The sequence below is a fragment of the Paenibacillus sp. UNC217MF genome (genome assembly GCF_000686865.1).
GTDB lineage: Bacteria > Bacillota > Bacilli > Paenibacillales > Paenibacillaceae > Paenibacillus_B > Paenibacillus_B suaedae.
This window is the reverse complement of record NZ_JMLT01000023.1, coordinates 17872-43464: the sequence shown is the minus strand read 5'-3', so window position 1 is coordinate 43464 and position 25593 is coordinate 17872. Positions and strand designations below refer to the sequence as shown.

Genomic DNA, 25593 nt, shown 5'->3' with positions numbered 1-25593 from the left:
TTAGGTGTCTAGTCAACGAGTTATGGCGAAAAAACGATAACTCGTTTTTTATATCCATAAACATTATAACGTTATATTGACGTCGGTGACATGCGGTGCTACTATGAATTCAAACATTATAATGTTTGGCTTGGCCTTAATTCAACCATTATGAAATCAAGTTGTTAGATTGATAGATTGTTTACACGAAGCGAGGTGAGCAGCATGAGCGAACGGATCGTCATAAGAGGCGTGATGTGTGTGGACGGCACAACAATAGACATCGTAGTCGATGATGGAACTCTCTCCGCCATCACGGAAGCAGGCAAGGGTCAAGGTGACCGGATATTGGATTACAGCGGAACGGATACATACGTGTCAAGCGGCTGGATTGATATGCACGTCCATGCGTTTGAGGAATTTGATCCTTATGGCGACGCCATTGATACGATAGGTGTCGAGCAGGGAGTTGCGACCATCATTGACGCCGGAAGCTTGGGGGCAGAGCGAATAGGGGAACTGAAGGAGAAGGCGGAACAATCTGTCACGAATGTACTGGCATTCCTCAATATCTCCAAAATTGGGCTGAAGCGTATCGATGAATTATCGGATATGTCTTGGGTCGATCAATCAGCGGTGAAGGAAGCGGTAGAACGATATAAAGACTTCATTGTTGGCCTCAAAGCTCGGATTAGTCGAAGTGTTGTGCTGGACAGCGGCATTGAACCGCTTCGCAAGGCACGGCAGTTTTCCGAAGACATGGGGCTCCCTGTTATGGTGCACATCGGGTCAGCACCTCCGGATATTGAAGAGATCGTTCCTTATTTGCAGCAGAAGGATATCATCACACATTATTTAAATGGTAAAGCAAACAACTTATTTGATGCGAAGGGAGAACCGCTTCATGTGCTGAAGGAGGCGGTAGCACGCGGTGTCCATCTTGATGTTGGACACGGAACGGCGAGCTTCTCCTTCAAGGTAGCGGAAGCGGCTAAGTGTCATCACATTCCCGTGGATACAATCAGCTCAGACATTTATCGCGGCAACCGGCAGAACGGTCCTGTATACAGCTTGGCGCATGTGCTGTCGAAGTTCTTGTACTTAGGGTATACGCTTGAAGAAGTGATCGGCGGCGTGACGACACGTGCTGCGGGATGGTTAGGCAAGCCGGAGCTTGGTCGCATTCAAGTAGGAGATCGCGCGAACTTGACGCTGTTCGAAGTACGCAATGAGCCAATTGAACTCATCGATTCAGAAGGCGATGTCCGTATCGGGCATCAACATATCGTAACCAAGGGAGTGTTTGCAAATGGCGAGTACGTTGCATGTAAAGTACGGACTGAAGCGCGTCATTAATGCCAGCGGACGCATGAGTATTCTCGGCGTATCGGCGGTGTCCGATACGGTAATGGAAGCGATGAAGATCGGCGGACAGAGCTATGTGGAAATTTCCGACCTTGTCAATAAAGCAGGCGATTACGTTGCAGCGCTCATCGATTCCGAAGCAGCCGTTATTGTCAACTCAGCATCAAGCGGGATTGCACTGTCTGTTGCGGCAATCGTGACGCAAGGCAACCGCCGCAAGAGTCTTCGCCTGCATCAAGATCCGATTGAGAAGAACGAGATCATTATTTTAAAAGGTCATAATGTCCAATACGGTGCACCTGTCGAGACGATGGTCTACTTAGGCGGCGGGAAACTCGTGGAGGTTGGGTATGCGAACGAAGGCAAGGCTGAGCATATCGAGGATGCCATTCATGAGCACACCGCGGCAATTCTCTATGTGAAATCCCACCATGCTGTGCAAAAAAACATGATATCCGTTGAGGAAGCTTGGGAAGTCGCGCAGCGTAATGGGGTACCGCTCATCGTCGATGCGGCTGCGGAAGAAGATTTGCACAAGTATGTGCAGGTATCTGACCTTGCGATCTATAGCGGCTCCAAAGCAATTGAAGGTCCAACGACAGGCATAGTAGCGGGCAAACGTCAAGCCATCGAATGGGTGAAGGTACAGCTTCACGGGATCGGGCGGAGCATGAAGGTAGGCAAAGAATCCGTGTTCGGACTGCTGCAGGCTTTGGACGAATATATGGTGAAGGAAGACAAGAGCGAACAGGAGAAGGCAGAGCTTGCCAAGCTTATGCCGCTGAATGAGCTCCAGGGTGTCACATGCACGATTGTACAGGATGAAGCGGGGCGTGCAATATACCGTGCTCGCATTCAGATCGATCCTGCTCTGGCCAGCACGACGGCGAAGGACGTTGTGAAGGGCTTGCAGGAAGGGGAAATCGCTATTTATACCCGTGACTACGGGGTTAGACAAGGATACTTCGATATCGATCCGCGTCCGCTTATGGGGGATGACATGGACGTCATTGAGTCACATATTCGCAAATTAGTGGGAGGGCCTACTCATGTCTAATATGGATAAACGTTTATACAAAGGACGCGCGGCGCTTAATGTGCTGGCAAACAGTGTGGAAAATGCAAAGGAAATTTTCGAGGCGGCAGAAGGTCATGTACTTGTTGGCGTCCTGTCCAAAAATTATCCGACGGTTGAGTCGGCTGTAGAAGCGATGAAGGAATACGGCGCTGCGATTGACGATGCAGTTTCAATTGGACTCGGGGCTGGCGACAATCGTCAAGCGGCAGTAGTGGCAGAGATTGCGAAGCATTATGGCGGCGGTCATATCAATCAAGTATTCCCTTCGGTTGGGGCAACCCGCGCGAACTTGAATGGCAAGGATAGCTGGATTAACAGCTTGGTATCGCCGACTGGGCAGGTGGGATACGTTAACATTTCGACAGGTCCAGTAAGTGCGGATCAGGCAGACAAGGCCATTGTTCCTATTAAGAGTGCAATCGCGCTTGTACGTGATATGGGTGGGAATGCATTGAAATACTTCCCGATGAACGGGCTTGCCTGCGAAGAAGAGCTTCGGGCGGTTGCAAAGGCGTGCGGTGAAGAAGGGTTAGCACTAGAGCCGACGGGCGGCATTGATCTGGATAACTTCGAAGCGATCCTGCGCATTGCACTGGAAGCGAAGGTGCCCATTGTCATTCCACATGTGTACTCTTCAATCGTGGACAAAGCAACGGGCAACACGAAGGTAGAGGATATTCGCACTTTATACGCTGAGATGAAGAAATGGGTCGAGTATTATGCCTAATGTGCCTAAGCTGGGCATGAAGAAAATAGCGGCCTTCGGCGAAGTGATGATGCGACTGACGGTGCCTGGCGTGGAGCGATTAAGCCAAGCCAATCATCTGGATTACTCGTTTTCGGGTACAGGCGTCAACGTTAGCTCGCAGCTTGCTCGCTTCGGCCATGATGCCTATTTGATATCGCGGCTGCCAGACAATCCGCTTGGCGAAGCTGCGGAGGCATATCTGCGCAAGCTCGGGATAGGCACGGCATTCATTAGCCATGGCGGCAAATATATCGGCATGTACTTTTTAGAACAAGGATTCGGTCCCCGTCCTGGGCGCGTAACTTATACAGATCGGCTTGGAAGCAGCTTCAATACGGCGCCCGATGATGTGTATCCATACAGTGGGATTGCTGGCAGCATCGATGCGATTCACTTCTGCGGCATTGCACTCGCGATGAATGATGGTGTTCGCCAACATATGAAGGCATTAGCTGCCGCCGTTAAGGCTGCGGGAGGTACTGTCATCTTCGATTGCAACTATCGTCCTGCGCATTGGGGCGAAGAGGGCTATGTGAAGGCAAGGGCACATTATGAAGAGATGCTTAGGTTCGCGGACATTGTCATGATGAATGAGAAGGACGCGATGCTGACGCTCGGGATGGAGACTGAGAAGACGGAGCGGCGCGAACAGCTGGAGGAGTTGATTCCTCGAGTTGCGAAGCTGTATAATATTTCGGTCATAGCAGGTACTCACCGCGCTATTCACGAGAATCAGACGCATTCCTTGCAAGGCTTCATGTATAAGCAGGATTCCTTTACCTTCTCGGAACGATTAACGTTTGCGGTTCATGATCGGATCGGAGCGGGGGATGCCTATACATGCGGTATTTTGCACGGAGAATTCCAAGGCTTCGCTCCAGAGCAGACGGTAGAGTTCGCCGCTGCTTCCAGCATGCTTGCACACACATTTGAGGGTGATACACCAATGGCCACGGAGCGTGAGGTGCTGCGAGCGATGGTGGAGTCTGGGATAGATGTAGAAAGGTAGGCAGTAACATTGAGATTGTCACGCAACAAACGTCCCTTGTACGTACAGGTAAGAAATATTTTGCGAGAGCGCATTTTGCACGGTGTATATCCGCTAGGGACATACATCCCTTCGGAACCGCAGCTTGAAGAAGAGTTCCATGTTAGCAAAATTACAGTGCGCAATGCAATTATTGAGCTTGTGCAGGAAGGGTATGTGGAGAAAGGAAGCGGCAAGGGAACCAAGGTCATTCGCAATACTTCCGTCTCGAAGCTGTCCAAATGGAAGCGGTTCACGGAAATCCTAGTCGAAGAAGGCCACAAAATTCAGAAAAGAATCATTCGGGCCGAGGTCATACACAATGAAGCAGGAACGATTCCATTTCAGTTGTTCGGAGGACATTGCCTGTGCATTGAACGGGTATATGATTTGAACGGAACGCCATATATTCACTATACCCATTATGTAAGGCTGCAGGAGGAAGGGCTCGATCTATCTGAATTGAGCGAGCAGTCGCTGTATGAATGGCTCGAAGATCAACATATCGAGCTTGGAAAATATAAAGACGAGTTTGCTGTTGCGACTGCACCAGAGGCTGCGAGATCAATACTAGAAGTCAATCACGAAATGCCGCTATTAAAGCGTTCCCGCTATTCATATGACATTGACGGGGCGTTGATTGAATATAGCGAAGGATATTATCATACGGAACTTCACAGCTATGTTGTCAATTATGATGGTTAAATCCATACCTGTTCGAATCAGATGTACGTAAATTCATAAAAGACAGAAAGCCCGCTCTTCATGCAGATTTCAGTTCGATTGCATAGGGGAAGAGGGATTTCTGTCTTGTTTTGTTTGGGGGATTGTACAGCAGTGGGTGAATTGTGAAAAATGATTGACAGAAAACGGTGATCATTTACAAAAAATTAAAGAATTATGCTAATTTATAGTAAATGATATTGTTAATGGCCTCAATACTGTATATAATACGTTATGGAAATCATTAACTTTCTCTACAGAAGGTGCATCTTCTTCCTCCATAGGGTTACACATGTAGAGTTTTATATGAGGAGGTGTCCAGCATCACAAGCAATGCCTAATTCGAGCCTCATAAATGTCTATATTCGTTTCTGCCTCTATACTACTTCGTCACAATTTGTCAGGAACAGGTTTTGCCCGTAATCCAACTTAGATCCCCATCACAGTTTACGATTTTTCAACAATAGCCTTGATAACCACGATCATGACGAGCAATTACAACTTCATATAGCCATGTATCTTATCTCTTCTGCGGATATGATTGTGAACTCTTTTGGAACAGAATCCACTGATGATGTTTCCGGACGCTTACGAATATTTTTCGAATAGGGGAGAGTCAACGTGAACGCGAATCCTAACGAATGGTATCCTTTGACGCAAGCGCAGCGCAGAATCTGGTACACAGAAATGATGCATCCTAATACGTCAGTTACTACCGTTGCTGGAACAATGTACATACGAGGCAAGGTAGACGTTGAGATTTTGAAAATGGCGATATATCAAGTGATTATGCAGCATGATGCCTTCCGAATACGAATCGCAATGACAGACAATCAGCCGAAGCAGCAATTTGCTCCCGTAGAGCAAATCGTCCCTCACGTTGATTACTTAGAGTGGGATAATCAGATTGAAGCTGAGAGCTGGTTACAGCGATTTAATCATATTCCTATCCATATGTTCGACCCAGCGTTATATCACTTTGTCGTATTTAACGTCAATGATGAGGAAGCATGGTTCAATTTGAAAATGAATCATATTGCAACGGATGGCGTCTCTTCTCATCTTATCGCTTATAAAATCATGAAGAATTATACCGCAATGGTGAGTGGCAACGCGGACACGGATGAACAAGAGAGCACTTACCTGGATTACATATTCGCGGAACGAGAGTATGAACAATCTGATCGATACGCGAAAGATAAGGCTTATTGGCTGGATAAGTTCAGCACAATGCCAGAAGTGATAGGTATCAAATCTTACCCTCCTCATTCAATCGGCACTGAGGCCAGTCGGACAAGCATCACGGTTAGCGGAGAAATGTACGAGAAGCTTTACCGATTTAGCCAGCAGCACAATATCAGTCTCTTTACTCTATTTCTAGGTTCTTTATACGCATTTCTATATAAGACGACAGGGAACAACGATATTGCTGTCGGTGCCGCTTATGCGAATCGAACTTCCAGGCAAGACAAGGATGCGCTGGGCATGTTCGTAAGCACGGTAGCCGCTCGTTTGACGATTTCCCCAGACCAAGATGTACTAACCTTCCTACATAACGTTGCCAAAGAGCAAAAAGCAATTTTGCGGCATCAGAAGTATCCTTACAACCAGCTTATTCTTGATTTAAGAGAGCAAAATAATAGTGTTGAGATTCAGGATTTGTACCGTATTTCCATCGACTATATGCCGATACGCTGGTCCAGTCACGGAGAACTAGCCGCCCGCCAACGCAGCAGCTTTTGCGGTCATGAGGTAGACGATTTTGCAGTTCACGTAGAAGATATGGTGGATGATAATCAGATCATTTTCAATATCGATTATCGCAAACAGTTGTTCGAAGAGCATGAAGTCATTCGTATCATCGATCAAATGATGACCATCGTTGATCAGATGTTGAGTAATCCGAGCCAGAGCTTGCAGCAGTTGTCCATGATCAGTGATAAGGAAGCTCAGATCATCCTGACACGCTTCAGCAACGGGAATTGGTCAACGCCGCAGCCAGTTGGACGAACGATTCACCAGTTGTTTGAGGAACAGGTCGAACGCACGCCTGATCAGGTTGCTGTCGTGTTCGGAGATCGGCACCTAACCTACAAGGAACTGAACGAACAAGCCAATTGCTTCGCTCGAACATTGCGAGCCCATGGTGTAGCAGCAGAGCAATTCGTAGGCATCATGGCAGACCGCTCGATTGAGATGGTCGTCGGTATACTTGCAATATTGAAGGCGGGTGGAGCCTACGTTCCGATAGATCCTGAATATCCAGAAGAGCGCATTTTATATATGCTGGAAGACTCTAATGCAAGAGTACTCGTATCGCAAAGTCATTTACAGACACGGCTCGGTTACACAGGAACATGGGTATTGCTTGATGATGAGAACGACTATGAAGCAAACCGCGATAACTTGGAGTCGGTCAACGAAGCACATCATTTGGCTTATGTCATCTATACATCCGGTACAACTGGCAAGCCGAAGGGCGTCATGATTGAGCATAAGCAGATTACAGCCTTGGGGGATGCATGGAAGCATGCCTATCAATTAGATGAATCGGGAATTCGGACGCTGCAATGGGCAAGCTTCTCCTTCGACGTATTTACGGGAGACATGGTACGAGCGCTGCTGTACGGAGGCGAGCTTATCATCTGCCCAAGCGAAGCGCGAGCTAATCCTGAAGCGATATGCGAGCTAATCGCAAGACATCGCATCCACATATTCGAATCAACCCCAGCCCTCGTTATTCCGTTGATGGAATATGTGCATGAAAAAGGGAAGGATGTAAGCAGTCTGCGCTTGCTCGTTGTGGGCTCGGATCATTGCCCGGCTGCGGAATATCGCAAGCTGATGGAACGATTCGGCTCGCAAATGAGAATCCTGAACAGCTATGGCGTGACTGAGGCTTGCGTCGATGCGTGCTATTACGAGAAAAATGGTAGTGTGGATTCCATCACCATGCTTCCGATAGGTAAACCACTGCCTTCGGTATCTATGTACATTCTAGACGAGAACAAGGCGCTTCAGCCAATTGGAATTGTAGGAGAGCTCTACATAGGTGGAGCCGGTGTCGGCAGAGGTTATTTGAACCGTGATGACTTGACAGCAGAAAAATTCGTTGATGACCCCTACTCACAAGGAAAGATGTATCGGACAGGTGATTTGGCAAGATGGCTGCCGGACGGAAACATCGAATACCTTGGAAGGCTCGATCATCAAGTCAAAATTCGGGGTAACCGGATAGAAATAGGAGAAATTGAAACGCGCATGCTGCAAACATCACTCGTGCGGGAAGCCGTTATCGTAGCGCGCGAGGATGAAAATGGACTGAAAGCTCTGTGCGCCTATTATGTTGCCGACAGCGAGATATCCGTACAGCAATTGCGTTCAACCCTAGCAGAACAAGTACCGGATTATATGATTCCGTCTTATTTCATGAAGCTGGAACGATTGCCGCTTACGCCGAACGGCAAAATCGATCGGAATGGATTGCCTGCACCGTCTGGTCAGGACTATTCCGGCAAGATTTATGTGGAGCCTCGTAACCAAGCGGAACAAACGCTGGCTAGCATCTGGAAAATGGTGCTTGGAGTCAAGCGAGTGGGTATTTTGGATCATTTCTTCGAGCTAGGTGGAGATTCGATCAAGTCCATTCAAGTATCTTCTCGCATGCAGCAAGCTGGATATAAGCTGGATATCCGGGATCTGTTCAAGTATCCGACCATTGAACAAATAAGTCCACATCTGGTGGAGGTTCAGCGAAAAGCTGAGCAGGGAGAAGAGAGTGGTGAGGTTGGGCTCACTCCTATATTGCGCTGGTATTTTGATCGAGATGAAGTGAGTCTGCATCATTACAATCAATCCATAATGCTGCACCGCAAGGCTGGATTCGATGAAGCGGCACTTCGCAATGCATTGCACAAGATAACGGAACATCATGATGCGCTGCGCATGGTATTCCGCCGCACGGAACAGGGAGAATACGCGGCCTGGAACCGGAGAATCGAAGAAGGCGAGCTTTACCGTCTTGATGTGTTGGATATCAAGGAACGTTCCGCTGGCGTAGAAAGCGAAGAATCTCTTCACAACATGCTCATAGCTGAAGCCAATGTGATTCAGGCGGGGTTCGATATAGAGGCAGGGCCACTTGTAGGCGCAGGATTGTTCCGCTGCCCAGATGGAGATCACCTGCTTATCGTCATTCATCATGCTGTTATTGATGCCGTATCTTGGCGAATTTTGCTCGAGGATCTCGCCACCGGATACGAACAGGCACTTCAAGGCAGCGAGATTCGTCTCCCTGACAAGACCGACTCCTTCCGGTTATGGTCAAGAGAGCTTTCAGCATATGCACAGCAGTCTAACATGAACGAGGAGCTGAAATATTGGCACCAAGTCGCACAGACGACGATTACTCCACTGCCGACGGATTATGCTGGGATTGCTCTTCAACGAGATAGCGAATCGGTCACGGTTGAATGGAGTGCTAGTGAGACCGAACTGCTGTTGAAGCAGGCGCATCGGGCCTATAACACGCAGATGGACGATCTTCTCTTAACGGCACTCGGCATTGCATTCCGGAGATGGTGTGGGCATGAGCGCATCCGAATTAATTTGGAAGGACATGGTCGGGAGTCGATCCTGCCAGATCTTGATATCACACGCACGGTAGGCTGGTTCACGAGTGAGTATCCGCAGCTTCTCGAGGTGGGCTCTGAGGAAGAACTGCCGCGAATCATCAAGTCGGTCAAAGAAGATTTGCGCAGCATTCCGAATAAAGGGATTGGTTACGGCATTTGTCGATATTTATCCAACACGGGTATTTGTGAGGTTTGGGGAACAGCTCCTGAGGTCAGCTTCAACTACTTGGGGCAGTTCGACCAAGATTTCCAGAACAGCGGGTTTTCTCCATCGCCGTATTCTACCGGCAGCAATATTGGGGGAGATCAGCTAAGACCTTATCTGCTGGACATGAATGGCATGGTCTCGGACGGCAAATTGCAGCTCGACATCAGCTATGGACGGACGCAATATCGTGCTGAGACGATTGAGCGATTGGCAAGCTTGATTCGGGACAGCTTACTTGAAATCATCGAGCATTGTGTGGCCAAGGAGCGAACAGAGCTCACGCCAAGTGACGTGTCATTGCAGCGCATTAGCATTCAAGAGTTGGAGCAGATCGTTGAACGGACAAGCGGTATCGGTGAAGTAGAGGATATCTATGCATTAACGCCGATGCAGAAGGGAATGTGGTTCCATACAGCTATGGACAGCCAGGCGGGGGCCTATTTCGAGCTTACACGCTTAACGCTTGAGGGAACGCTGAACATCGAAGCCTTCGCTGCAAGCTGGAATGAACTGGCGGCTCGGCATGCTGTATTCCGTACCAACTTCCTCGTCGATTCGAATGGCGAACCACTGCAAGTTGTATTTCGGAGCAAGCGCATCAGCGTGAAGCACGAAGATTTGCGTTCCCTGAATGCATATGAGCAGGCTGTGGCGATTGAGAACGAAGCGGCCAAGGAACGCGAACAAGGCTTTGACCTTGAGAATGGGGATGTCATGCGCGTGTCCGTACTCCAGACGGCAGACGAAGTGTATGAAGTTCTATGGATCTCCCATCACATCGTCATGGATGGATGGTGTCTCCCGCTCGTCGCTGCTGAAGTATTCAACACGTACTCCGCGCTGGTGGAAGACAAGAAGCCGATTCTTGCTTCGGTACCTTCCTATAATCATTACATTCAATGGCTGGAGCGGCAGGATGAATCCGCAGCCGCGGCCTATTGGAACAATTATTTGTCTGGATTTGAAGAGACGACAGAACTTCCGCATAGCAAGGGGCGCAGACATTCTGGTCAATATGAAGCAGGTCAGGTTCAGATCGATCTAGGCACAAGCCTGAGCCTTGCTCTCAATCAAGTTGCAACGCAGCATCAAGTGACATTGAATACATTGCTGCAGGCATCATGGGGAATTTTGCTCCAGAAATACAACAGAACTTCAGATATTGTATTCGGCAGCGTTGTATCCGGCAGACCGGCAGAACTAGTCGGAATCGAAGAGATGATTGGTTTGTTCATTAACACGATTCCCGTGCGTGTGAGCAGTCAGGCGCAGGAGAGATTTGCAGAAGTAATGACGCGTATGCAAGAAGATGCATTGTCATCTGCCAAGCACGACTACTATCCGTTGTATGAAATCCAAGCACAGTGCACCCTGAAGCAGAATCTCATAACTCACATCATGGTTCTTGAAAACTATCCGATGGAGCAGCAGCTCGATCAATTTAACAGTTCAGACGGCAGTGGACTGAAGCTGACAGACGTTACCGTAACAGAACAGACGAATTATGATCTGAACCTCATCATCATACCTGGCGACAATATCGTCATTCGCTTCGATTTTAATAAACAAGCACTCGAAGAAGCGGATATGAATGTGTTGAAGCAGCATCTGTTGCATGTACTGGAACAAGTTGCATCGAATCCGCGGATATCCATAGGAGAGCTGCAGCTGGCGACGGATGAAGAGCGTGCCGTAATGATGAGCGAATTTAATGATACGTTCGTGGCTTATCCGCGCGAGAAGTCGATCCATCGATTGTTCGAGGAGCGAGCTGAACATGAGCCAGACGCGCTAGCTGTCGTGTTTGGAAATGAACAGATGACCTACGGAGCGTTGAATGCCGCAGCCAATCGAATGGCTCGGAGACTCCGGCATGCCGGGGTAACGAGCGGTGAACTGGTTGGCATCTGCGCGGATCGATCGCTGGATATGGTCGTCGGCTTACTGGCAATTATGAAGTCCGGCGGGGCTTATGTACCGATCGACCCGGCTTACCCTCAAGAGCGGATTAGTGCAATGCTCGAAGATACATCCATTACGACGATGGTTACACAGAAGCATCTGTGCAGCTTATGGCCTGAACATTTTAACGTGATCGTGCTGGATGTTAACGAGACAGACGTAAGCAACTTAATGGAAGATATAGAAAGTACAAACCTGTCTATTGATGGGGCTGGAGACGATTTGGCATACATCATCTATACGTCAGGGTCTACGGGAACACCGAAAGGGGTTTGCGTAACGCACCGCGGGGTGGTCAGGCTCGTATGCGGCGCGACGTATGTCGAGATCGACAGTTCGGATGTCTTCTTGCAAGGTTCCACAATCTCGTTCGATGCAGCAACCTTTGAAATATGGGGAAGTCTGCTGAATGGGGCTGCGCTGGCCATCTTGCCTCCTGGCAATGTGTCGCTTACAGATTGGAGCGAAGCGATTCAGCGTCATCGGGTGACGACGTTGTGGATGACAGCTGGTTTGTTCCAGGTCATGGTTGAACAGCAAATCGAGGGCTTCTACGGAGTCAAGCAGCTGCTTGTGGGCGGAGATGTTGTATCTCCTACACACGTGCGTAAAGTGATGGAGAAGCATAATGGTATAAGGGTGATTAATGGCTACGGGCCGACGGAAAATACAACCTTCACCTGCTGCCATACCATTACGGCTGCTGATTTGGATCGAGGCTGCTCGATTCCGATTGGCCGACCGATTAGCAATACGCGAGTGTATGTGCTGGATGAAGCTGGGAACGCCCTTCCTGTTGGCGTATGTGGAGAGCTGTATGCGGGCGGGGATGGCTTGGCACGAGGATACTTGAATCGTCCGGAATTGACAGCAGAGAAATTCGTGAATGATCCATTTATCCCAGGTGAACGCTTGTATCGGACAGGCGATTTGGCGAGATGGCTGCCAGACGGTTCAATCGAATTTATCGGGCGCTGCGACGAACAAGTGAAGATTCGCGGTTACCGGATTGAACCAGGTGAGGTATTGGCCTATCTTCTGCGGATCGATGAAGTAGGCGAGGCGGCTGTAATCGCGCGGGAGGATTCGAGTGGACAGAAGGAGCTATGCGCCTATTTCACAACGGAAGCTGAGCTATCAGCTAGTGGACTAAGGGAGACACTGGCTCGTGAACTGCCAGCTTACATGATCCCGTCGCATTTTATTCAGATTGAAGAACTTCCTTTGACACCTAACGGCAAGGTGGATCGCAGAGCTCTGCCTCAACCAGGGGAAGGAATGCATTTGAATATTCAAATCCAGCCGCGCACGGAACTGGAAGCTAAGCTCGCACTCATCTGGAAGGATGTGCTTGGTCTCGAGAACGTAGGCGTTACAGATTCATTCTTTGAACTGGGCGGCCATTCCTTGCGCGCGACGACCCTCGTCAGCAAGGTGCATCGGGAGTTGAGTGTTGTGCTGCCACTGCAGGATGTATTCCGCTACCCGACGATTGAACAAATGTCTCTCGCCATACAGGGGATGCAGAAGGAAAGCTTTGCATCCATACCTCGGGTGGAAGACCGAGAGTGGTACCCGGTATCTTCCGCGCAGAAGCGGCTGTTCGTTCTTCATCAGATGGAGGGCGCAGAACTGTCCTACAATATGCCGGGCGTCATGGCGATTGAAGGCAAGCTCCATCGCGATCGCTTGGAGGCGGCATTCCGCAGCTTGATAGCAAGACATGAAGTGCTGCGTACCGGGTTCGAAATGCACAACGGGGAACCCATGCAGCGAATTTACAGCGATGTAGAATTTACTGTCGAGCATTGGATTGTTGGAGCTGCATCGGAAGCGGAGTCAGTCATTCGCTCGTTCGTACGGGCGTTCCAATTGAATAAGCCACCACTGCTTCGGGTCGGACTGATCGAAGTGGACGCAGGTCGGCACCTGTTGCTGTTCGATATGCATCATATTATTTCGGACGGGGCATCCATGGGCATTCTGCTAGATGAATTCGTTGCACTGTATAGCGGCGAACAATTGCCTGAATTGCGTCTTCAGTACAAGGATTATGCTTCGTGGCAGCATTCGGAAGCATACTTGTCCAAGATGGAAGAGCAGAAGGCGTATTGGCTGGAGACATTGCGAGGCGAGCTTCCAGTTCTGCAGCTACCAGTGGATTACACTCGGCCTGCATTCCGCAGCTTTGCAGGAAGCACGTTGGAATTCATTGTTCCTGCCGACAAGGCGGACCAGCTTAAGCAGCTTGGAGCGGGTTCGGATGCCACGATGTACATGGTGCTGCTGGCGTTGTATACGGCCTTGCTTCACAAGTATACCGGACAAGAAGACGTCATCGTGGGGATGCCGATAGCCGGTAGAACGCATGCAGACATCGAGCCGCTTATCGGTATGTTCGTCAACACACTTCCACTTCGCCATTATCCGGCTGGAGAGAAGACGTTCCGCTCCTTCCTAGGGGAGGTTCGGCAATCCACATTACAAGCATATGAACACCAGGAATATCCGTTCGAGGAGCTTGTTGATCATATTCAACCGACAAGAGATGTAAGCCGTAATCCAATATTCGATACTGTGCTCGTCCTGCAAAATACAGAAAAAGGCGCATGGTCCATCGATGGGCTTGCCGTGACGCCGAATCCGATTGAGCATGCCGTTGCTAAGTTCGACCTTACACTTCATGTCGAAGAAGATGTCGATGGCCTGGCGTGCAGTATTGAATATGCAACCGCCTTGTACAATCGAGAAACGATTGAACGGCTGGCATGCCATTTCAATCAATTGCTGGAAGCAGTCATAAGCAATCCCGAAGCTCGGTTGGAGCAGCTTGGCATCATAACGGAGACAGAGAAGCAGCAATTGTTCGAACAATTCAACGATACGTCAGCGGATTATCCGCGTGATAAGACGATTCACCGACTGTTCGAGGAACAGGTCGAAAGAACGCCTGATGCGATTGCTGTAACGGGAACAGACGGATTCTTGACTTACCAGGAGCTGAATGAACGGGCTAACTGCTTGGCGTGGGTACTCCGTGCAGAAGGCATCGGTGCAGACAAGCTGGTAGGCATCATGGCCGAGCGTACGACGGATATGCTTGTGGGGCTGCTCGCCATACTCAAGTCCGGAGGAGCTTACGTGCCAATCGATCCGGAGTATCCAGAAGAGCGCATCAGTTATATGCTGAGCGATTCCGGGGCAGATATTTTGCTTTTGCCTCGCCAACTACGGGATCAAGTTGCCTACGAAGGCACTGTGTTGTTCCTTGATGACGAGCAGACATACAGCGGGGACAAGTCCAATCCGCCATCGGTCAACAAGCCTTCCGATCTGGCTTATGTCATCTATACATCGGGAACGACTGGCAAGCCGAAGGGGACATTGATTGAACATAAGAACGTCGTGCGGCTGTTGTTCAACAGTAGAAATCTGTTCGACTTCCGTTCAACTGATACATGGACGCTGTTCCACTCCTTCTGCTTCGACTTCTCGGTATGGGAAATGTACGGCGCTTTACTATACGGAGGGAAATTGGTGATTGTGCCGCAGCTTACAGCCAAAAACCCTGCCATGTTCCTGCAGCTGCTGGCTGAAGAGCGGGTAACGATTTTGAATCAGACACCGACCTACTTCTATCAGTTAATAAGGGAAGCACTTGCAGATGGAAGTCCTGAATTGAACATTCGAATGGTGATCTTCGGCGGAGAAGCGCTGAGTCCGCAGTTGCTTAAGGACTGGAGAGCGAAATATCCGCGGACGCAATTGATTAATATGTACGGGATTACTGAGACAACGGTTCATGTCACGTACAAAGAGATCACGGAAACCGAGATCGAGCAGGCAAGAAGCAATATCGGATTCCCAATCCCGACCTTGCGCATCTATATTCTGGATGCGAATCGACAATGCGTGCCAATAGGCGTGGCCGGGGAAATGTTTGTCGCAGGAGAAGGGCTTGCACGTGGATATTTGAATCGCCCTGAGTTGACCGCGGACAGGTTCGTTGACAATCCATTCGAACCGGGCAGCAAGATGTACAAGACAGGCGACTTGGCGAAGTGGCTGCCTGACGGCAACATTGAATACCTAGGCCGGATTGATCATCAAGTAAAAATTCGCGGGTATCGAATCGAGCTAGGCGAGGTAGAAGCCCAAGTAACGAAGGTAGAATCGGTTCGTGAAGCCATTGTTATTGCACGAGAGGAGAATGGCGAAAAGCTGTTGTGTGCTTATTTCGTGGCGGATCGGCAACTGACCGTAGGGGAAATGAGAACCGAATTGGCGCAGGAGCTGCCAGCTTACATGATTCCATCCTACTTCGTGCAGATGGAGCGGATGCCGCTTACCTCCAACGGGAAGGTTGACCGCAAGGCGCTGCCTGCACCGGAAGGCAGCATCAACACGGGCAAGGAATACGTAGCGCCGCGTACACCAATGGAAGCTAGCTTAGCCCGCATGTGGGAGGAACTGCTTGGAATTGAGCAGGTCGGCGTGACAGACAATTTCTTCGAGCTAGGCGGACATTCCTTAAGGGCAACTGCGCTGGTTAACAGGGTGCACCAAGAGATGAATATCCAGTTGCCGCTGCGCGATGTGTTCCGCTTCTCTACGATAGAAGAACTGGCAGCTGCCATGTCCGAGATGGCGGAGGAATCCTATTCTTCGATTCCGGTTGCTGAGGCTCAGGATCATTATCCGGTATCTTCCGCTCAGAAGCGGCTGTATATCCTTCACCAGCTTGAAGGGGCGGAGCAGGGCTATAACATGCCTGGCATCATGCTGCTCGAAGGCGAGTTGGATCGAAGCAGGTTCGAGGCTGCATTCCGCAAATTGATTGCGCGTCACGATATTTTGCGCACCGGCTTCGAGCTTGTGCAGGGAGAGGCTGTACAGCGAATACATGATACTGTGGATTTCGCGATTGAATATCGGAAAGTCGAAGAACAAGAGGCTCAGCAGCAAGTAAAACAGTTCATCCGCACATTCGAGCTTGAAAAGCCGCCGCTGCTTCGTGTCGGGTTGATCGAGATTGCGGAGACGAAGGAACAACATGTACTTCTGTTCGATATGCATCATATTATTTCCGACGGCGTATCGATTGGTATCGTGCTGCAGGAAATCATGCGGCACTATCACGGGGAACAGGTACCGCCGCTTCATATTCAATACAAGGATTATGCGGCATGGCAGCAATCAGAGGCCCAGAAGGAACAGTTGAAGCATCAGCAAGCATATTGGCTTGGCCAATTCCAAGGTGAATTGCCGATATTGGAGCTGCCAACAGACTATGCTCGTCCGGCCATGCAGCAATACGGCGGTCTCACGCTGCCATTTAGAATCGATAAGGACGTGGCAGATGGTTTGAAGCGAATTGCCGCAGACACCGGAACGACATTGTACATGGTTCTCCTAGCTGCTTATACCGTCATGCTGCACAAGTATACGGGCCAAGAAGACATCGTGGTCGGAACACCGATTGCCGGCAGAACACATGAAGAACTTCAACCGTTAATTGGCATGTTCGTCAATACGCTTGCCATTCGTGCTTATCCGGAAGGTGCTAAGGCATTCCGTTCCTATCTGGATGAGATTAGAAGCACAATGCTGGGGGCCTACGAGCATCAACAGTATCCGTTTGAGGAATTGGTGGAAGGTCTGCAGTTGACTAGGGATTTAAGCCGCAATCCGCTGTTTGACACCATGTTCGCTCTAGACAATACGGACATGAAGGCTGATTCCCTGGGTGAGCTTCAAATGAAGCCATATCCACTGGAATACACAATATCGAAGTTCGATGTGAGCTTGGATGTGAAGGCAGATGAGGCGGGGCTGGATTGCAGCTTCGAGTATGCGACTTCCTTGTTCAAATCAGAGACGATCCACCGCATGGCAGAGCATTTCAGCCAATTGTTGAAGGACATCGTCAATCACCCGGATGCGCAACTGGGCGAACTAGGAATGCTTACCGTGCAGGAGAGCGACGAGATCTTGCAGGTGTTCAATCCAACCCATTCATTGAAAGCTCCTGATGGAACGATACATCGATTGTTCGAAGAACAGGCAGAACGGACACCGGAGCAACTTGCAGTCGTGTTCGGGAATGAGCGCATGACTTACCGCGAGTTGAACGAACGGGCGAATAAGCTTGCGAGAACATTGCGGGCAGAAGGTGTGGAGCCAGATGACTTAATTGGCGTTATGGCCGATCGCTCGATTGATATGGTCGTGGCAGTTATGGCCGTCTTGAAGTCAGGCGGAGCTTATGTCCCGATTGATCCGGAATATCCGGAGGATCGCATTCGCTACATGCTGGAAGATGCGAAGGCAAGTATACTTCTGACGCAGTGTCATTTACAAGATAAAGTGACCTTCGAGGGAACGTGGGTGCTGCTGGAAGACGAAGCTTCCTATCATGAGGACGATACGAACCTGGAGCCGATTTGCGAGCCTGGCCATCTCTGTTATGTCATCTATACATCGGGTACAACCGGCAATCCGAAGGGAGTCATGATCGAGCATCGTCAGCTCGCTGCGATGGCAGAGGCTTGGAAGGCCGAGTATGAATTGCATGAGCCGGGCATTCGCTGGCTGCAATGGGCGAGCTTCTCGTTCGACGTATTCTCAGGTGATCTCGCTCGCACACTGCTGCATGGAGGAGAGCTTGTACTCTGCCCGAGCGATACAAGAGCGAACCCGGGTGCACTAGCAGAGCTTCTTCGCAGCAGCGGCATTCAGATGTTCGAATCGACACCTGCTCTCGTCATTCCGCTTATGGAGCATGTGTATGAGCATAGCCTGGACATCGATAGCCTGAGATTATTAATTATTGGCTCCGATCTGTGTCCTGCAGATGAATTCCGCAAGCTGCGCGATCGCTTCAGTTCACACATGCGCATTATTAACAGCTATGGCGTCACGGAAGCTTGCGTTGATTCGAGCTACTATGAGCCGATTTCATCAGATTCAGTACGCTCTGTGCCAATCGGTAAGCCGCTTCCTTACGTATCGATGTACATTCTCGGTGAGAACTTGTCGCTTCAGCCTGTTGGTCTGGCTGGAGAGCTGTATATCGCAGGCGCCGGAGTCGGACGCGGATACTGGAATAGGCCAGAAATGACAGCAGACAAATTCGTGCGCGATCCGTTCGCTGACGGTCAACGCATGTATCGTACAGGGGATTTGGCGAAATGGCTGCCGGACGGCAACATTGAATTAATCGGGCGCACCGATCATCAGGTGAAAATTCGCGGCTACCGCATCGAAATCGGAGAGGTCGAATCGAAGCTGCAGGAAACGCCGCATATCCGCGAAGCAGCCGTCGTCGCGAAGGAAGATGGAAGCGGGCGGAAGGTACTGTGTGCTTATTACACATCCGAGCGTGAGCTTACGGCAGGTGAATGGAGAGCTGCGTTAGCGAAGGAATTGCCGGCCTACATGATACCATCGCACTTCATGAGGCTTGAGCGAATGCCGCTTACGCCAAACGGCAAGCTGGATCGCAAGGGACTTCCAGCACCGGAAGGCGCTGCGTATACGGGGACGGAATATGAAGCTCCACGCACGGATGCAGAGATTGCGTTGGCTGCCGCATGGCAGAGTGTCCTGCATGTGGAGCGGGTTGGAACGAATGATCATTTCTTCGAACTGGGCGGAGATTCGATCAAATCGATTCAAGTGTCATCGCGTCTGCATCAGGCTGGATACAAGTTGGAAATACGCGACCTATTTAAATACCCGACGATAGCGCAATTGAGTCTACAGCTTCAGCCGATCGGCAGGATAGCCGATCAAGGCGAGGTGTCTGGAGAGGTCGAGCTTACTCCGATCCAACGCTGGTATTTCGGACTGGATCTAGATGACATGCATCATTATAACCAGTCGTTCTTGCTGTACCGGCAGGACGGATTTAATGAAGTGGCTCTGCGCAAGACTTTACGAACCATCGTGGAGCATCATGATGCGCTGCGAATGGTATTCCGTAAATCAGACGCTGGGGTTACGGCTTGGAATCGGGCAATCGAAGAGGGTGAGCTGTTCGACTTCCTTGCCTTCGATATCGCAAACAGTGGAGATGCCGAACAGGTTATCGAAGCGAAAGCGAACGACATCCAGACTAGCATCGATTTGCAGGGAGGGCCGCTTGTGAAGGCTGGATTGTTCCGCTGCGAGCAAGGCCATCATCTGCTCATCGCGATCCACCATGCTGTCATAGACGGAGTATCATGGCGCATCCTGCTGGAGGATATCGCGGCAGGCTACGAGCAAGCGTGCAAGGGTGACGACATCCGCTTGCCTTCGAAGACCGATTCTTATGCTGCGTGGTCACGGAGTTTAGTCGAATATGCTGCACACACGGATTTGGGTCATGAGCGTAGCTATTGGAGACACGTCTTGAACGCTGGAGCGAATCCGCTGCCGAAGGACTTTGACACAGAATCAAGTCTGCAGCAGGACAGTAATTCCGTCACCGTAGCTTGGAATCAACAGGATACGGAGCATTTACTGAAGCGGGTGCACCGAGCCTATAACACCGATATGAATGAGATCTTGCTGGCCGCTCTCGCGATAGCCATACAGAAATGGAGTGGGCACAATCAAATTCTCGTCAACCTAGAGGGTCATGGACGTGAGCCAATCGCAGGCGACCTAGATATTTCACGGACAGTCGGCTGGTTCACAAGCGAATATCCGGTTCTGCTGAAAGCGGAGCGAGATCGAGGTTTGGCGTACCACATCAAGAGAGCGAAGGAAGAATTGCGGCAGATTCCGAACAAGGGAATCGGTTACGGCATATGCCGCTACTTGTCTGAGCCGCAAGATAGTTTGGAATGGGGAGCTGCCCCAGAGATTAGCTTCAACTACTTGGGACAATTCGATCAAGACTCGATGGGAAGCGGCATGATGTTGTCTCCATATTCGAAAGGTTCCGATGGAAGCGCCTTGCATACACGTCAATATGTCCTCGACATCAATGGCGCCATAACTGACGGCATATTGACCTTGGATATGAGCTACAACGAGAAAGAGTACCGCAAGGAGACGATGGAACTGCTGGCAGGCCATTTCCACGAGAGTCTGCTCGAGATCATCGACCACTGTGTCTCACGTGAGCAGACAGAATTGACGCCGAGTGATCTGCTGCTGCAAGGACTGAGTATCGAACAGCTGGAGCAGATTGCTGAAGAGACGAAAGAGCTTGGCATCATCGAAAATATGTACATGCTGACCCCGATGCAGAAGGGGATGTGGTTCCATAACGCTCTCGATGGTCAAGAAGGCGCATCGGGTGCTTATTTCGAACAAACCCGATTTACTCTGCGAGGTGAGCTTGATCCTGCCCTGTTTGCCCAGAGCCTGCACGAGCTGGCTGCCCGGCATTCCGTGCTGCGGACGAACTTCTGCAGCTTGGACGGGGAACCGGTACAGATGGTGTTCCGGGAAGGACGAATTACATTCACGTACGAGGATCTGAGCCAATTGCCAGCTGATGAGCAAGCAGTTGTGATGGAACGTGTTGTCGCGAGCGACAAGCTGCAAGGGTTCGATCTGGAACGCGATCCGCTTGTTCGCGTCACATTGATGCGTACGGAGGCATCTAGCTGCCATGTACTGTGGAGTTCTCATCATATTCTGATGGATGGCTGGTGCTTGCCGCAGTTGACGGACGAGTTGTTCCGCATATACTCAGCTGTCACGAATCATGCAGCCGGAACTACTGAAGCTACTGGAACGGTCGGAATTCCCGGATCTGCCGAATCCATGCGGAATAAAGAGGCCAACCTGCCTGACTATAGCCGATATATCGAATGGCTGGCAGAGCAGGACATGAGTGCGGCGGCAGAATATTGGAACGGGTACTTGGCGGGCTACGAGCAGCAGACACGATTGCCAAATGGGAAGATCACAGGCAAGGATAAGCCATATGTGCTGGAACAAGCGTCCCGCAAGCTCGGAATTGATCTTACTTCCCGTATGATTCGGATTGCCAAGCAGCATCAAGTTACGTTAAATACGCTGCTGCAAGCCGCTTGGGGGATCGTGCTTCAGAAGTATAACGGGACGCAAGATGTCGTGTTCGGCGGAGTCGTATCGGGTCGACCTGCTGATGTTCCGGGTGTCGAATCGATGATTGGACTATTCATTAACACGATTCCGGTTCGTGTAAGCTGCGAAGCCGGCGCAAGCTTCTCAGACGTGATGGAGCAGCTGCAAAATGCGGCACTCGAATCTGGGCGATATGATTATTATCCGCTCTATGAGATTCAATCGAGAACGTCACAGAAGTCGGAACTAATCAGCCACATCATGGTGTTTGAGAACTATCCATTGGACGAGCGAATGGAGCAAACCGGAGACGGTAACGACGGAGCTCTCGCTTTAACCGATGTTCAAGCAGCTGAACAGACCAATTATGATTTCAATCTAATGGTAGTGCCGGGTGATGAACTTATCATTCGCTTTGATTTCAACTCGGAAGTGTATGATCGCGGTCATATGGAACGGCTGCATCATCATCTGATGCATGTACTGGAGCAAGTAACAGGCAATCCTGCAATCTCCATTGCTGAAGTGCAGCTCTCTACCGAAGCGGAGAAGGCAGAAGTCCAATCTGCATTCAATGACACAGCTGTCGACTACCCTCGCGAACAGACGATTCATTGGATGTTCGAAGAGCAGGTGCAGCGGACGCCGGATGCTGCAGCAGTGCTGTATGGGGATGACGTCATAACCTACCGAGAGCTGAACGAACGTGCGAACCGGCTGGCAAGGACGCTGCGTGCGGCAGGGGTTGAACCCGATCAGATTGTCGGTATTATGGCAGAGCGTTCTCTGGAGCTAATGGTTGGCATTATGGGGATTCTGAAGGCAGGAGGCGCCTATGTGCCTATCGCACCGGATTATCCAGAGGAACGCATTCGATATATGCTGGACGATTCCAAGGCTCAGGTGCTGCTTGTTCAAGGAAGCGCGGGAGAAGAGGTTGACTTCGCGGGCCGCATCATCAATCTGGATGATGCAGAAGCATACGATGAGGACGGTTCGAATCCTGAGCCAGTCAACAAGCCGACCGATATCGCCTACATCATCTATACGTCGGGAACGACCGGACGTCCAAAAGGGGTTATGGTCGAGCATACTTCGGTCATCAACCGCTTGCTGTGGATGCAGAAGCGCTATCCGATAGGATCGGAAGATACGATTATGCAGAAGACGGCGATCACGTTTGACGTATCGGTCTGGGAGCTGTTCTGGTGGGCATTTGTCGGCTCGAAGGTGCTTATGCTTTCAGTCGGTGGGGAGAAGAACCCACATGCGATTGTGGATGCGATTGAGCGTCACCGAATAACGACGATGCACTTCGTTCCATCCATGCTGCACGCGTTCCTTGAGCATGTGGAGCAAATGACAGATGCAGAGCGTGAGCGCGGTCTCGCACCGCTGCGGCAGGTGTTCACGAGTGGCGAGGCACTGCTTGCCTCACAGGTCGAGCGGTTCCACCGTTATATTGCACCTGCAAGCGGAGCGCAGCTTATTAATCTATACGGGCCGACTGAGGCGACGGTGGACGTAACGTACTTCGACTGCGAGCCAGGCCAGACTTATGTAAGTGTGCCGATTGGCAAGCCAATTGACAATACGAGCATTTATATCGTGAATGAGCATAATCAAGTGCAGCCGATCGGCGTTGCTGGTGAACTGTGCATCGCGGGAGTGGGGTTGGCGCGCGGTTACTGGAACCGTCCAGAGCTGACAGCAGAGAAATTCGTTACAATTCCTTCCGTCGGCGAACGGATGTATCGAACCGGAGACTTGGCACGGTGGCTGCCTGACGGCAATATCGAATACTTGGGCCGAATCGACCATCAAGTGAAAATCCGCGGATATCGGATTGAATTGGGCGAGCTGGAGACTGCACTGCTGAATGTCCAAGAAATTCGGGAGACGGTTGTAGTTGCGCGAGAAGAGGAAGACGGACAGAAATCACTCTGCGCCTATTATGTCGCAGATGGCGATCCAACGGTAGGTAACCTTAGAGCGGCGCTTGCTGCTGAACTGCCAAGCTACATGATTCCATCGTACTTCATTCAGCTGGAGCAGATGCCGCTGGCGCCGAACGGCAAGCTTGATCGTAAAGCGCTCCCTGCTCCGAAGGACGTGATTCAGACGGGAACTGATCACGCCGCACCACGAACAGCATTGGAAGTGAAGCTCGTTCGCATATGGCAGGAAGTACTCGGTCTCGATCAAATCGGAGTGAAGGACGACTTCTTCGAATTGGGCGGGCACTCCTTGCGCGCAACTGCGTTGGCAAGCAAGGTAAGCAAGGAAATGCACGTTGCTCTTCCGCTGCGGGATATTTTCCACTATTCGACGCTGGAAGCGATGGCGCAGGCGATCGGCGAGTTGGAGAAGCAGGAGCACCGAGCGATTCCTATCGCGCCAATGGCCGAGCATTATCCATTGGCTTCAGCCCAGAAGCGGTTATACATTCTTCACCAGGCTGAAGGAGCGCAGCAGAGCTACAACATGCCGGGGGCGATGTCCGTAAGTGGACACATCGATCGAAATCGACTGGAAGCGGCGCTGCTGCGATTGATTGCACGCCATGACACACTGCGCACAAGCTTCGAAATGGTTGATGGTGAGCCTGTACAGCGCGTACACCAGCACGTTGATTTCGCGTTAGAGTATTCGACTGCGAGAGAGAAGGATATGGAGCAGGTTGCCAAGCAGTTTGTTCGCGATTTTGATCTGGAGCAGCCTCCACTACTGAGAGTCGGACTTGTCCAACTTGAGCAAGAAGAACAACATCTATTGCTGTTCGATATGCATCACATCATATCGGACGGGATCTCTATGGACATATTGGTTGACGAGCTTGCTCGCTTGTACGACGGAGAGGAACTTCCTCCACTTGAAATCCAGTACAAAGATTATGTGCTGTGGCAGCAGGCAGAAGCAAGCAGCGAGCAGATGAAGGAACATGAAGAATACTGGCTGCGGACATTGGGCAATGAACTTCCGTTACTGGAGCTGCCGACCGAATTTGCAAGAAGCGAGCAGCGCAGCTATGACGGAGATAAGCTGCACTTTGCGATTGATGGGCAGTTGAACGAGAAGCTGCAGCGCTTGGCATCCCAATCGGGAGCAACCCTATATATGGTGCTGCTGGCGGCTTATACGACCTTGCTTCATAAATATTCAGGACAAAATGACCTGGTTGTGGGTACCCCAATTGCGGGCAGAACCCATGTAGATGTAGAACCGCTAATCGGGATGTTCGTCAATTCGCTTGCGATTCGCAATTACCCAAATGATGTCAAGACGTTCCGCAGTTATTTAGAGGAAGTGAAGGAATCGACGCTGAGCGCCTTCGAGCATCAGGATTATCCGTTCGATAAGCTGGTGGAGCAGTTAGAGGATGCTTGGGTTCCAGGCCGTAATCCGGTATTCGACACAATGTTCGTCCTGCAGAACGCAAAAGCGCGCACGATCAACCTGGGTAAATTGGCCTTCGAGCCTCTAATTCCATCACATACGGTTGCGAAATTCGATTTAACCTTGGAAATGGCTATCGAAGACGGCATGCTGAGCGGGCAGTTTGAATATTGCACAAAGCTGTTTTCCGCCAACATGATTGCGAATTTCGCAGAAGACTTCTTGGAAATTCTATCTCAAGCTTGCGAGCAGCCTGACATCCGCTTGGAGGATATTCAGCTGAGCGGCAGTGCTTATCAAGAGGAAGAATTGGAAGAAGAAATTGACTTTGCATTCTAAATTGCTGCATTTGACACTGTTGTTCGGTTGTTAACGCGTCATTCATGACACTAGGATTGGATTTCGTTCATTCGGGCTGCGTGCAAT

The 25593-nt window shown here is 50.4% G+C and carries 6 protein-coding genes; all 6 read left to right on the top strand.

All coding sequences use genetic code 11. The features are described from left to right. Positions 1 to 204 precede the first annotated feature (204 nt). The 6 genes from BP95_RS0113505 to BP95_RS30335 all read left to right on the top strand — a co-directional run bounded on the left by BP95_RS0113505 (position 205) and on the right by BP95_RS30335 (position 25506). Entirely contained in the window at positions 205 to 1335 is a 1131-nt protein-coding gene (locus BP95_RS0113505; protein ID WP_028532444.1) for an amidohydrolase/deacetylase family metallohydrolase, read from the top strand. Beyond that, on the top strand, positions 1289 to 2401 hold the full coding sequence (locus BP95_RS0113500; RefSeq protein ID WP_021252560.1) for a DgaE family pyridoxal phosphate-dependent ammonia lyase: 1113 nt from the start codon (positions 1289 to 1291) through the stop codon (positions 2399 to 2401). Before BP95_RS0113505 ends, BP95_RS0113500 begins: the two co-directional genes overlap by 47 nt. Then, positions 2394 to 3149 (top strand): 2-dehydro-3-deoxy-phosphogluconate aldolase, encoded by a 756-nt coding sequence (gene dagF, locus BP95_RS0113495; protein ID WP_021252559.1) that lies wholly within the window; start codon positions 2394 to 2396, stop codon positions 3147 to 3149. Before BP95_RS0113500 ends, dagF begins: the two co-directional genes overlap by 8 nt. Beyond that, positions 3142 to 4179: a sugar kinase gene (locus BP95_RS0113490; protein ID WP_021252558.1), complete on the top strand. Its 1038-nt coding sequence runs from the start codon at positions 3142 to 3144 to the stop codon at positions 4177 to 4179. Before dagF ends, BP95_RS0113490 begins: the two co-directional genes overlap by 8 nt. Before the next feature lie 9 nt (positions 4180 to 4188). Continuing rightward, a complete protein-coding gene (locus BP95_RS0113485) occupies positions 4189 to 4902 on the top strand; it encodes a GntR family transcriptional regulator (protein WP_028532443.1) in 714 nt (237 codons plus the stop codon). A 639-nt stretch (positions 4903 to 5541) separates the two neighbouring features. After that, positions 5542 to 25506 carry a non-ribosomal peptide synthase/polyketide synthase gene (locus tag BP95_RS30335; RefSeq protein WP_036667063.1) on the top strand — a complete coding sequence of 6655 codons (19965 nt, stop codon included), beginning with the start codon at positions 5542 to 5544 and terminating at the stop codon, positions 25504 to 25506. The last annotated feature ends 87 nt before the right edge of the window (positions 25507 to 25593 follow it).

What these genes read in the sequence shown, in the direction of transcription:
- BP95_RS0113505 (WP_028532444.1), top strand. Translation starts at nt 205, where the DNA reads ATGAGCGAACGGATCGTCATAAGAGGCGTGATGTGTGTGGACGGCACA.
- BP95_RS0113500 (WP_021252560.1), top strand. Translation starts at nt 1,289, where the DNA reads ATGGCGAGTACGTTGCATGTAAAGTACGGACTGAAGCGCGTCATTAAT.
- dagF (WP_021252559.1), top strand. Translation starts at nt 2,394, where the DNA reads ATGTCTAATATGGATAAACGTTTATACAAAGGACGCGCGGCGCTTAAT.
- BP95_RS0113490 (WP_021252558.1), top strand. Translation starts at nt 3,142, where the DNA reads ATGCCTAATGTGCCTAAGCTGGGCATGAAGAAAATAGCGGCCTTCGGC.